This window comes from Methylomonas sp. 2BW1-5-20 (assembly GCF_052474515.1).
Window position 1 is genome coordinate 2678769 of record NZ_CP184127.1, and the last position, 12510, is coordinate 2691278.

Genomic DNA, 12510 nt, shown 5'->3' on the forward strand with positions numbered 1-12510 from the left:
TGTAACGCTATTTGTCGTTTAACCCAACTTCAACTACTTCCCCCCTCGATACTTCAAGCGAACGCGACACCGGTTCAGTCGGTTTTGCCTTTGCTCCGCTGCTAGCTTTACCAGGCAATTATCGTGAATAACAGCGCACTGCGCCACGGGAGCATATTATCCCGTGACCACCCATCGCCTACGTTTTCAGCTTGCGCTCAGCGGCGTTTTGTCAGCCAGGCCTCCCGCCGTAACGCGTCGAGCTGGCCTGCCGGCATTTGTCTGGTCGCAGCGTTAGCGATCAGCCAACTGGCGCTTTGCGACACCATCAGAGATCAACCTCAGCCCTTATCAGAAGTGACCGTTTACGGGACCTCGGACACGGTATTACAACAACCTAAAAGCATCACCGTTATTGACCATCAGGCGATTTTGAATGCGCCCAGTAATTCGTTGATCGATCTGTTGTCCCGCGAAGCCAACATCAGTCTGCGCAGCTTTACCGGTGACGACAAATACGGCGGCATTGATATTCGTGGTATGGGCGATAGCTTTTCCAGCAACGTCTTGATACTGGTCGATGGTGTAAGACTGAATGCGCCCGACCTGTCGGGCGCTGATTTTTCGACCTTGAGTTTGGGCCAAATAGAGCGTATCGAAGTCATTCGCGGCGGTGGCGGGGTGCTTTATGGCGATGGCGCGACCGGCGGTGTGGTCAATATCGTTACCCGCAAAGCGGGCAAAACCAAAGCGGAAATCTATAACAGCTACGGCAGCTACGATACCTTCGATTCGCGTCTCAATGCGGCGTTGGCTACCGATTCGATACGCACGTCGTTGAATGCCGCGCATTACCAAACGCAAGGCTACCGGGAAAATACATTTCTGGACAAAAATCAGCTGAGCGCCAAAGCCAGCTATCAATTCAATCAGGCTAGCGAATTACAAGCCAATTTCCGCATGCATGACGACGAGTACGGCTTGGCCGGCCCGGTTGACTTGAATGCCATCCATGACGCAACGCTGCGCCGCAAGGCATCCACGCCTTATGGCGGCGGCAAAACCCACGACTACGCCGGCGACGTCGGCGGGTCGCTGGATTGGGGCAAAGCAGGAACGACGCGGCTGAAATTGGCTTACCGTTACCGGGATAATCCCTATGAAACCACCAATTATTGGTCGCCGGACCAGAGTTCGGTTAATCCCTGGCGCAATGCCTTCGATCATCGCGAGCTGGATCTGCGGCATCAATTTAACCTGGATATCGGCCCAATCAGCCAAAATTGGACGCTTGGCTACTATCGCCGTATCGGTTCCGTCGCCAGACACGAAAATGGCAACAATATCCCCACGCAAAGCATGCGCCAACAGGCGGAATTCGATAACCAGAGTGGTTTTATCAATACCGCTTGGTACTTGCCGATTCCGCTGGTTTTCAATGCCGGTTACCGGCGCGACACCTTCTCGCTGCAACGCGAAGCGAACAAATACGATCTGGTTTGCCGCTATGCGCCGGTCTTTCCTTTCCAGCCACTGGGCTGTGATGCGCGCTGGCTGAATCTAAATCGCAGCCACGATGATTGGCGCAGCTTTGCGACCGATATGGGCTTGACCTGGAACATCAACGATAGCTTGATCTGGTATGGCAGCTATAACCACAGCTACCGTAATCCGAATCCGGAGGAACTGGTATTAAGTGCGCCGGATATTCAGCCGCAACACGGCAATAACTGGGAAACCGGCATGCGCTTGCGCAGTCAGGACGGCAACGAAGTGTCGCTGGCCTTGTTTCGGATGGCAACTGACAAGGAGATTTATTTCGACAGCAACGTCAACAGAAACTATGAAAACGCCACATTAAGGCACGGCTTGGAATTGACAGGGCGATTTCATCCTGCCGATGCCGTGACCTTGTCAGGTAACTTCGGTTATATCGATGCCCGCTTCCAAAGTAGCGGGTTGCGCATGCCGCTGGTTCCGGCACTGAAAGGCCAGGTCGGTGCGCTTTGGCATGCTACATCCCGTTTCAGTTTGAGCGTATCGGCGGAGTATGTCGGCGCCCGCAATAACGGCGCCAATCTCTCGGCTGACGTTCAAGAACCAAAACTCAAGGCTTATCAAAAAGTCGATCTGAAAGCGTTCTACCAAATCGGCGGGGCGGAGATTTTCGCCGGCATCAGCAATCTGTTTAACAGCTTTTATGAAACGTCCGCTTATGGCGGCGCCTTCTATCCCATGCCAGGACGACAAGCTTATGTCGGACTGACATACACCTTCCCATCCACAGGAGATAAACCATGAAGAAACTTCTCGCCGCATCCGCATTTCTTTTTGCGGCCAATGCCCATGCCGGACCTTTTGCGCCGGCGGCCGGACAAAACGGCTCAACAGCCATCAGTAAAAACAGTCCGCTATTTACGGAATGGGCCAGCGGTTGGACCAATTATATCCGGGGCACCGATTTGACTACCAGCTTCGCAACACCGCAAAAGGCGATTGGTCAAGCGGTCGGCGATTCCTTCGATATTGTTTCGCTAGGCAATGGCGGCAGTATCACGCTGACCTTTGATCGTCCAATCATCAACGGCGCCGGCAACGATTTTGCCGTATTCGAAAACTCTTTTAGCGACACCTTTCTGGAATTAGGCTTTGTGGAAGTGTCTTCCGACGGCACTAATTTTTATCGCTTCAACAATTATTCTTACACCCCGGCAGCAGTTAGTGCATTTGGTGCTGTTGATCCAACCAATATTTACGGCCTTGCCGGCAAATACCGTCAAGGCTACGGTACCCCTTTCGATCTATCCGAATTGGTCGGCATCAGTGGTCTGAATATAAACAACGTTAGTTATGTTCGTATTGTTGATGTGCTGGGTAACGGCACCGAGACCGATTCTTTGGGTAACAAAATTTACGACCCGTATAAAACCACCGGCAGCGCGGGCTTCGACCTTGATGCGATCGGCGTCATTAACGCCCAAGTAGCTGCCGTGCCATTACCTGCCTCTCTGTGGCTATTCGGCAGCGCCTTACTGGGTTTTGCCGGCATTCGCCGCCGCACCGCAAGACCTTAAATAGTATTCTAACTTCCAAAGGAACAAGCAATGATGAAAACCCTAATATTACCCATCGCTGTTATCGGGCTGACATTATCCGGTACAGCTGAATCGGCCGTTACCAGCAATTTTGACAACTTAATCCTGGCGGCTAACAGTCATTGGGCGGGCGAGACCAGCCCGTCCGCCCCCTTGTTCGAACCGAACGCCAGTAGCTTTAACTCAGGGCTAGCGACATTCTCCAATCAAATGACCGATTGGGGGGGCGGGGTCAGCTCATGGTCAGGTTGGGCCTATTCCAACCAGACCGACAACACCACGCCGGGGTTCGAAAATCAATATAGCGCCTACACCGGGCAAGCGCATAGTGGCAGCAATTTTGGCATTGCCTATCTCTCGGGTGATGCCGCGCAAATCAGTTTTGCCGGTCCCGTGCAGGCAGATGGTTTGTATTTGACGAATACCACCTACACGGCTCTGTCCATGCTAAACGGCGATAGTTTTGCCAAAAAATTCGGTGGCGCCAGCGGTAATGATGCGGATTGGCTTAAGTTGACCGTTTCCGGCCTGAGTGGTGGTGTTGAATCCGGAGCCATCGATTTCTATCTGGCGGATTACCGCTCTAGCAATAACAGTCTGGACTACATTGTCAATGGCTGGGAATGGCTCAATTTATCCTCATTGGGTACCATAGATGGTCTGAAGTTTGCCATATCATCGTCGGATACAGGCCTGTTCGGCATGAACACCCCGGCATATTTCGCCATGGATGATTTGACCGTCACCGCAGTGCCGTTGCCGGCAACGATCTGGCTTATGATTACTGGTTTACTGGCTTTTCTGGGCTTTAACCGCGGGACTGTGCATAGAAATCCCGCGCTTATTTGATATTTAAACACTCCAAAGGAAGTTTGCCCCGGCCTCTACATGGTCGGGGTAAAAATGCCAGGACTGAACGAAGTGAAGCTCACAGATCGCGACCTTCGTTCGGCACAGCTTATGGAGTTAACACACACCCTGATTCCATCTTTTGAGTCCCGGTAAGAGCTCTTACATAATGAAGTCTGCCAATCAAAGCACATATCACTAAACCCTAAGTGTTTAGTGATATATTGTCAACTCAGAAAAAGAGCTAGCCCTAAATCCAAGACACCAAACTGTCGGCAACATCTTTACTGTTCAATACATGGAGAATAGATATGCGTTTTAAGCAATCCCTGCTGACGGTCGGCCTCATGCTAGGTTTAACCACCTTGAATTCCCACGCCTCGTTGATCGCCTACACCTCTGGCACGCAACGCCTAATATACAGTGACGTCAGCGGTGTTACCTGGTCTGGTGACGCCAACCTACTAGGTACTCTGGAAGCCAGCAATCCTAATTTGGTAGACACCATCATAAGCAAAGTAGGTTCTATCGTTGACAGCCCAAACCGTTTTGACACCCCGGCTGGTAGCGGCAGTCACACACTAACTGCGGAAGATTTCGGTGCAAACGGCTGGGTCACCTGGTTCGGCGCCCAGGCGTTTACTAAATACCTCAACACCATCAACTACGCCGGTTCCAGCCAATGGACCTTGCCAAGTGCGGGCACGAATCCGCAATGGGGTTACAACCAAACCAACACACAATTCGGTGAATTATTCTATAACGAACTGGGTGGCATCGCCGACGAAAACGGTGGCTACCACACCATCCCCACTAACAGCAACTTTACCAATTTGAAATCTGACCCGTACTGGTTGAATGAAGAGGCTGGGATGCCTCACTATATATTAGGCCCATCTGCGTGGGTCTTCTATACCAGTCAAGGCCTCCAGAATCCTTGGGAAAAGGACTCCTTGTTGTATGCATGGCCAGTTAGCCCTGGACAAATATCAGCCGTGCCGCCACCAAGTGCTGCCGGGCTGTTTAGTACTGGAATGTTGGGCTTACTGGGTTTGAAACGTCTCGGGTACGCTGGGTAATTCGGTTCTTTTTGGGGGCAGCAAGCGGACTTCCACGGGCTAAACCCATCGCTCATTGGCGATGAGTGTCTGACTCTATTGGATCGGTTTGCTCCTTCAAATCTGACAGAGCAAGTTCGGCCAATTCCGGTCGTTCATCCTGCTGTGGAAGCTGCCACTGGGATGTCGGCACTACTCATGTAGCTGTCGTTCATACACCTATCCTACACTCACTGCAAAAACTTCGATTAAACATCCTACGTCGGCCAGCGTGGAACGTTAACGTCACGCCAGGGCAATGACGAAAATATAATCACCAACGGTGAAAACATAGCGGGAAAAGAAATATCATTGCCTCCTAATCTCTAAAAGGAAAGCTTTCAGTGTTAAACATAGACTTCTACGCAGGGGCCGTCATACGGCTGGCGACCCTACAAAAGCAAAGAGGACAAGCGGGCCGCCTGCTTTTCGCCACCATTTCCCTACTTCCCCGCGGTAGACCGCTACCACCTCCGATGAAGGGGCTAGATCAATGCCCCGTCGGTAAGACCGGCGAAACCGTTTTTTTCCGCCGTGTGCTATTGAGTGTTCAAGAAGCGATCGACTGGTACCGCACTCTTGGCAGCGAAGATGACAAATCCCCGACGCCCTCCCGAAGCGAGGAACGCAATAGCAAGTACGATGGGATCAAGATAGAAATTCCGATGCTGACTGATGATCCGGCCTGGCCTTACCTCGGTCTGCCGATGGGGGAAGGGCTGTTTGCACATCTTTCTGGACGCAGCCATCCTGCTCCCTTCATGGGTACCGTTCCCGCCCGCATCCATCGCCGTTTCGGCAGCCAGGAGGGATTCGATCTGATGCGGGCCGACGACAAAGCCATGGCCTTTGTAGCACGACGGCTGCACGTTGATCTGCGGCTCTATTGGGAATATCTGGGAAGCGTTGCCCTGGTAGCACCAGATCCCGTACTCAAACAGATCGATAACTTCATGATTCCGGCTTCTGCCGGCAGGGGAGAAGGCATCTTTTATCGCTTCGTCCCGCGTTCAGGTGAATCGCTTGCCGGTCTGAAACTCACCACTTTCGACGAGCAAAACCACCTGCTTACCGACTTCAATACTCGGGAAATCCCCGACGATGGCATTCTGGATATCGACAAAGGCGACTGCACCGGAACCTATGGTTATGTGGTGACTCACCCGGAACATGGTTTGCTTGCATATAGCCCTCCATTTCCGTTCGTTCGCCAAATTGGCATGACCTCGCACTTGGTATCTCAGGGAGGCAAGATAGTCAGTGTTCCGACTGGCGAATCTGCCAACTCCCCGCGCATGGAATACCCAGCGGCGAAACGTCCGGAACTAGCCTCACATAGCCTCATAGGCGATGCGGCGCGTATACCTAACGTCAACAGGCGCATCGCCATTGCGGCATCACACCGCGATAAGCTCCAAAACGCCAAACAATATGGTCAGCGTTGGTTCCCTGACGGCTCCCGTGAAGAAGCCATGCGCTTTGTCCAGGGCGAACTGAGGCGGGCTCAATCTAGGGTGATGATTGCTGACCCTTACCTTGCCGGATTACAGTTGGGGCAATTCCTGTATGCAGTCAATCCGGAAACCACCACGGTGACCTTGCTGACTTCTGGCCTCGCATTCAAATCGAAGGAGCAGGAGCTTTCGAAGACTGATGATTTCAGCCTGAGGCTCGCTCAACTAGAAAAGGATGCCAAAGTTATTGCCAAAGCATATGTACTTCAGTCATCCATCTTGCACGACCGATTCCTGGTAATAGACGATGCTGTCTGGTTCCTTGGCAATTCACTGAACACCTTGGGTGACAGGGCATCCCTGATCGTCAAACTTCCCAACCCGGATGAGGTCATTGACCAGCTTGAAAGTATGCTGAAGCAGGCGATACCCTTTGGTGATTATAAGATACGCCAGGCCAAGAATCAGGAAGACGCCGCATCATGAAAGGGTTTGCTCCAGGTATCTCAATTGCCCGCAAGGCAGAGCGTCCTTTCCCCGCTAAGAAAATTCTCTGGTGCAGCCAGGAGGGCGGACAAAACCGTTTCCCGACACCGGATGAGGCATGGGACCGCAAATATTCCGGCAATCCTGTTCCCTTGCTGGAGTTTGGTGATGCAGTTGCAGATGCCCAAGAGCGTGTCTGGATCGTTGACGAATATTTGCTGATGCCCGATAGCGGGAATCCCGCAGAGCGAATCGACAAAATCCTGGCATGGCTACCCTTATGGCTTGCTGCGAGTGATATTCGGTTGCTGACGAAGCAGCATCGGGAAGTTGATGAAGCTGATCTGAATAGATTTCAGCAGCAGGCGCAGGCAATCAGTAACCACGCAGTAAGGCGTGAAAAGGAATGCCGTATCGAGGTCAGGACACACCTCACGAAGAATTGCAATTTCATCCACGACCGCTTCGCCATCATTGACGATGAGCTATGGCATTTTGGCGGAACGGCAGGTGGTTTCCAAGCGTCCGTCAGCGCCGTCAGTCGGGGCTGGCGGGCTGTGGATCATGGCGCCATCAGTTTTTTTGAGAAAATCTGGGACACGGGAGAGCGGAAATGAACGAGCAATGGCCAAGCGAGCGCCACTCCGAAAAACGAGAAATCTTTGCTGATTCCTCGTTCAAAACTGCGCAAGATTTTCTCAGCCTCCTGAATGCGCTCCCTCTCGGTCTACCCAAGGCTTTCGATGACATCGTGAGCTGGATAGTGGAACAGGATGGCGACCTTTCTGAACTGGAACAACGCACAGCTCAACTTGCCGACGAAATAGCGCCGACAATCCCAGATAGCAAAACCATGCTGATGACGCTCGCTTGTGCAGCAGCCCTCGCCCATTCTCCTTTGCTACAAACCTGGAACAAGGTCAATGCATTCAAATACAACTCATGGCAGCTTGAGCATTGGCTGGGCGAAGCCATGACGGCGTATGCCGAGCTAACTTCTTCTTTATCCGACGCATATGTAACGCTTGCCAAGAAAGCTTTTGTCGCCTTGGACAATTTCACACTGGAATCCAAATCCTCCCGCGTCAACGATGAGCGTGCTGGGGCATGGGGATACTGGAATGAACGCCAGGATAAGCTCGAAGAAATATGGTGGGGTTTGCGCGGCTGGCATGGCTTCATGAATTACGAAGAAGAGCTTCCATTATTCCAGATGTTCTACAAACTGAACCCTGATGAATTCTTTCGCACGATAACGAGCTCATCCAACCCCTATCTTGTCAGCTCATTGTTATTCGTAGCAGGCATAGGGGCATTCTCTCCGTGCTTCTCAGAATGGAAACGAACGGTTTCCGCTGCACCTGTCGCATTTTCAGAAGATGGGAAATGGAATGGCTCTGTCATGATGCCATTACTCTTGGTTGAAGCGCGCAACCAGTTATTACAAACCGGGCGCGACGCTATGGCTCCAAACTTCACTCCTAGCAAGCTTGATGAAATCAAACAGGAAATAACCAGCACCGCCGAACTCATCGTAACTGCTTTGGCCGCACGCCAAGATGCCCCCAGCATTTTTGCCCGTTGGACGCCATGGCTGATGCAGCACATCATTGGGCACACTTCCAGAGAAATCCAGGATGTTAAATCCTCTGCATTCGCCGATGATGCCCTGATTGATGTAATTGGGCATAAGTTGGAAGATCGTACCTTACCTCAAACAAGCCCGGAAGATGCCCCCACGTGGGAAGCTTGGTGTTACCGCTGCGTACTGGCTTCGTTCGCTTACAATGGGCATATCCCGATACTAGCCTGGGAAGACTTCGGCAATCAATGGCGGCTTTCGCCGGAAGATTGGGCGAGCAACAAAGGTAGTCTTTTGCGTGAGCACGCTAGCCTAATTGTCACGTTAAACAAAGAAACGCCGGGAGTCTCTGCAAACTTATTGGCTTATCCAATCGCTCAATCGGCCTCTCCTACAGAAGCATGGATAGGCTTATGGAATGACACCATCGCCTTACGCGAAATTGTGGAGTTCGGCGATTCGGATGCAATCGAAGACGAATACAGCTCGCGCTCGGAGGCCGGACGGCTTTTGCTCTTACTCTTCCGCATCGGTCTAGCGATCTTCGATCAAGCCGCAGCTAGCACTTACGACAACAAATCTCCCGAAGCCAGGACTCTTGCCTGTCTGTTTAACGCACTCAATTGCGCAACTCATGAAATGCGGGAAATCGACAGCACATTGAACCATGATGAATGGCTTTCGGTTGTTCAACACTTGGCGGTCAGGAGAATTATTTGGGAGAGCCCCGCTGGCACCGAAAGCGCGTCAGGAAATTTTCAGGTATTCAAGTCTAGCGATACCCCTACCGTGTCCAACATTCTTGCCGACGCCAAAGGTAACGTGGTCGAACTGGCCAGCATCCTACAATCTCTCTTGTTCAACAATCCAGATGTCTCAAGGTTGAAAGACGATCTCAATTTGGCATCAATCGATGTGTCCAACATTGTGCACACGCTCAGGACTCTGAATCAATACCATCCACGGAAATATCCTGTTGATGAGGCTCAACTGCAAAAGCTAGGAGAACTCATATGACCGACTACCTGGTGGTCATCAGTACCGACGGCTGCTCTAATCAGATACCTGTCTCTTGGGCAGTACATTTGCGACCGGCCGGTTTGGGTCCAGGCTGTGTAAAAACGCAAGGTTTGGTAAAATAAGCTCACGGCCAATCAACCGGAAGTGCAGATGAAACGCTTCATTCAAAGTACAGACCGAAATCAGATAACCCTCTTTCCTGAGCAACTGGAAGACTATGTAGCTGAGGACAATCCTGTTCGGGTCGTTGATGTCTTTGTTGAGCAACTCGACCTGGACAAATTAGGATTCAAAGGGGTTACGCCTTTGAAAACGGGACGCCCCGCCTATCATCCTGCGATACTTCTCAAGCTTTACATCTACGGTTATTTGAACCGCATTCAATCCAGTCGGCGACTGGAACGTGAAAGCCAACGTAATCTGGAGCTGATCTGGTTATTGGAGCGTTTGACGCCCGATTTCAAAACCATTGCCAATTTCCGCAAAGACAACGGCACCGCCATTCGCAAAGTCTGCAGTCAGTTCGTGGCGCTTTGCCGGAAGTTGAATTTGTTAACGGAAGCTACGGTTGCGATTGATGGCAGCAAATTCAAAGCGGTTAACAACCGCGACAATAACTTCACCACGAACAAGATTAAACGCCGCCGCGAGCAAATCGAGGCCAGCATCGAGCGCTATCTATCGGCATTGGAAACAGCTGATCGTCAGGAACAGGCTGATTTCACCGAAGCCAAAATACAACGCTTGCAGGAAAAGATCGCCATGCTGAAACAGCAAATGACCAGGCTCGAAAGTATCGAAACCGAATTGGAGAAGACCCCGGACAAACAAATCTCTCTCACCGATCCTGATGCACGATCCATGGCTACGAGTGGTCGAGGCACCGGCATCGTGGGCTACAACGTCCAAACCGCTGTCGACACTGAAAATCATATAATCGTGGCTCACGAAGTCACTAACGTCGGCCATGATCGAAGCCAATTAGCCAACATGGCCGAGCAAGCCAAAACCGCGATGGGCGCTTCTGATCTCAACGTGGTGGCTGATCGAGGTTATTTCAGCGGCGAAGAAATTCGCAAATGCCATGAAGCCGGTATAACGGCCTTCGTACCCAAATGCTTAACCTCAGGAGCCAAGGCGGCAGGCCGGTTCGATAAAGCGGATTTCATTTACCACGCCGAATCCAATGAATATCGGTGTCCGGCAGGACAACGACTGATTTGGCGATACAGTACGGTCGATCATGAGATGACGGTCAATCGTTACTGGAGCTCATCCTGCAAAGAATGTGAGCTCAAAGCCAAATGCACGACCGGCGACCAGCGGCGTATCACGCGTTGGGAGCACGAAGAGATCCTCGAAGCGATGCAGACACGTCTGGACAAAGTGCCTGACAGCATGCGCATCCGACGGCAAACAGTGGAACATCCCTTTGGCACCCTCAAAGCCTGGATGGGATCAACTCATTTTCTGACCAAGACACTGGATCGCATCAGTACGGAGATGAGTTTGCATGTATTGGCCTACAACCTCAAAAGAGTGATGAATCTAATGGAAACCACAACTCTGATGGAAGCAATGGTGGCCTGATGGCCATTTATTGCTCTTTTTTTACCTATTACCGGTGGTTATTAGCGTCAATGTGGCTAAATCAAGTTAATAAACCAGTAAACATCATTCAGCAGCGTTAGTCGCTCAAAGCGGCTTTAGCTGAACAAAATTGCTCAATATCCAATCGATATTTTAATTGTCCGTTGTTTTTACACAGCCTGGGTCGACTCCAGCCTCCCAATCAAAGTGCTCATCAGCGGCATCACCTTAGAAGTCTCGTAATACCTAAAGCACTTGCCGCTTACCGATTGTCGTAGTTCGGCGGCAAGTAAAATCACACTGGCCCCTTCAAAAAATTAACGTCTATACTATACCGACAATCGATTGCATTACATTGCCGTTACAGCCTGCGGCATATAGAATCACTTGATATGTTAGGCTTTAATCCTTAAACAACGCACGTTTGCAAACCTGCTTAAGGAAAAATAACTCCCTTTGCTCGCCGGCGCTTCCAGACGAAGCGCGGAGCATTCCAGCGGCGCCAATCCGGGCCTGGGGACCAAACGCTGGAAACAAGGAATATCAAGGCTTACAGCCGGCGGCGATTTACGGAACGCCGGATACGGGCGGCTAGACCTTTCCTAGGCGCCACTGAACGCCGGAAACACAAGTTTGAATTATAAATACAGGCCATAGGACGGCAGACACCCTCGCCACAAGTTCTAAGTACGGCGAGCAATTATCCGAGGTGGGTCTTTTACATTCAGTAAATGAGGAATCTAATATGCCTAAGTCTACTTTCATCCCTGCCGCGGACCATGACTTTTTAGTCTGGTTCGATCATTTTCTCGCCAATCTGACGCCGGAGCGCGGCGTAGCGGCGGACAATTTGACCTCGCTCAAATCCGCCAGCGACGATTTTCACGCCAAAACCGCGTTTGCCAATAATGCGGCAGCCACCGCCAAACAGGCGACCGCCGATAAAAATGACAGCCGCCGCTTAGCCGAATCGTTGATCCGTGCGGAAGTTCGGCGGATCAAGGCGCGTGCGGATTATACCGGCGGCTTGGGGGCGCAACTGGGCATAGAGGGGGCCGAATATACCAACGATCTCGCCACTTCCAATCCCAATCTAAACGGCGTCGATCAAACCGGCGGGAAAGTCTCTTTAAGTTTTACCAAATATAACAGCGAGGGCATCAACATTTATTGCCAACGCGACGGCGACGCCGACTGGGTATTGCTGGGCCGCGCCACGGTTTCGCCGTTTGCGGACAACCGCCCGCTGCTGCAACCCGGCAAACCGGAATTGCGCCGCTATACCGCGATTTACATGGTGAAAGACAAGGAAGTCGGGCAGTTTAGCAATGATCTGGTAATCAATTGCGCGCCATAAA

10 protein-coding genes are annotated in these 12510 nt (G+C 51.5%); all 10 read left to right on the forward strand.

From position 1 onward, the window contains the following. Nucleotides 1-123: 123 nt before the first annotated feature. The 10 genes from ACH50O_RS12285 (at nt 124) to ACH50O_RS12330 (ending at nt 12509) form a co-directional block, all read left to right on the forward strand. Nucleotides 124-2280, forward strand: coding sequence for a TonB-dependent receptor (locus ACH50O_RS12285; RefSeq protein ID WP_446808079.1), 2157 nt, complete (start codon nt 124-126; stop codon nt 2278-2280). Then, complete coding sequence (locus tag ACH50O_RS12290) at nt 2277-3053, forward strand: VPLPA-CTERM sorting domain-containing protein (RefSeq protein WP_446808080.1); 777 nt, start codon at nt 2277-2279, stop codon at nt 3051-3053. Before ACH50O_RS12285 ends, ACH50O_RS12290 begins: the two co-directional genes overlap by 4 nt. Nucleotides 3054-3083: 30 nt before the next feature. Continuing rightward, entirely contained in the window at nt 3084-3923 is an 840-nt protein-coding gene (locus ACH50O_RS12295; protein WP_446808081.1) for a DUF4465 domain-containing protein, read from the forward strand. A 311-nt stretch (nt 3924-4234) separates the two neighbouring features. After that, nucleotides 4235-5002: a hypothetical protein gene (locus ACH50O_RS12300; RefSeq protein ID WP_446808082.1), complete on the forward strand. Its 768-nt coding sequence runs from the start codon at nt 4235-4237 to the stop codon at nt 5000-5002. A 362-nt stretch (nt 5003-5364) separates the two neighbouring features. Beyond that, entirely contained in the window at nt 5365-6960 is a 1596-nt protein-coding gene (locus ACH50O_RS12305) for a VPA1262 family N-terminal domain-containing protein (protein ID WP_446808083.1), read from the forward strand. Next, entirely contained in the window at nt 6957-7577 is a 621-nt protein-coding gene (locus ACH50O_RS12310; protein ID WP_446808084.1) for a hypothetical protein, read from the forward strand. The genes ACH50O_RS12305 and ACH50O_RS12310 overlap by 4 nt, the downstream gene beginning before the upstream one ends. Further along, nucleotides 7574-9559 carry a hypothetical protein gene (locus tag ACH50O_RS12315; RefSeq protein ID WP_446808085.1) on the forward strand — a complete coding sequence of 662 codons (1986 nt, stop codon included), beginning with the start codon at nt 7574-7576 and terminating at the stop codon, nt 9557-9559. The genes ACH50O_RS12310 and ACH50O_RS12315 overlap by 4 nt, the downstream gene beginning before the upstream one ends. Further along, nucleotides 9556-9684, forward strand: a complete 129-nt coding sequence (locus tag ACH50O_RS12320) for a hypothetical protein (protein WP_446808086.1) — start codon at nt 9556-9558, stop codon at nt 9682-9684. The genes ACH50O_RS12315 and ACH50O_RS12320 overlap by 4 nt, the downstream gene beginning before the upstream one ends. A 28-nt stretch (nt 9685-9712) precedes the next feature. Further along, nucleotides 9713-11152, forward strand: coding sequence for an IS1182 family transposase (locus ACH50O_RS12325; RefSeq protein ID WP_446808087.1), 1440 nt, complete (start codon nt 9713-9715; stop codon nt 11150-11152). Between the two features lie 745 nt (nt 11153-11897). Beyond that, nucleotides 11898-12509, forward strand: a complete 612-nt coding sequence (locus ACH50O_RS12330) for a hypothetical protein (protein WP_446808088.1) — start codon at nt 11898-11900, stop codon at nt 12507-12509. Nucleotide 12510 lies beyond the last annotated feature (1 nt).

Coding starts and splice junctions, on each gene's coding strand:
- ACH50O_RS12290 (WP_446808080.1), top strand. CDS start 2,277: ATGAAGAAACTTCTCGCCGCATCCGCATTTCTTTTTGCGGCCAATGCC.
- ACH50O_RS12295 (WP_446808081.1), top strand. CDS start 3,084: ATGATGAAAACCCTAATATTACCCATCGCTGTTATCGGGCTGACATTA.
- ACH50O_RS12300 (WP_446808082.1), top strand. CDS start 4,235: ATGCGTTTTAAGCAATCCCTGCTGACGGTCGGCCTCATGCTAGGTTTA.
- ACH50O_RS12310 (WP_446808084.1), top strand. CDS start 6,957: ATGAAAGGGTTTGCTCCAGGTATCTCAATTGCCCGCAAGGCAGAGCGT.
- ACH50O_RS12315 (WP_446808085.1), top strand. CDS start 7,574: ATGAACGAGCAATGGCCAAGCGAGCGCCACTCCGAAAAACGAGAAATC.
- ACH50O_RS12320 (WP_446808086.1), top strand. CDS start 9,556: ATGACCGACTACCTGGTGGTCATCAGTACCGACGGCTGCTCTAATCAG.
- ACH50O_RS12325 (WP_446808087.1), top strand. CDS start 9,713: ATGAAACGCTTCATTCAAAGTACAGACCGAAATCAGATAACCCTCTTT.
- ACH50O_RS12330 (WP_446808088.1), top strand. CDS start 11,898: ATGCCTAAGTCTACTTTCATCCCTGCCGCGGACCATGACTTTTTAGTC.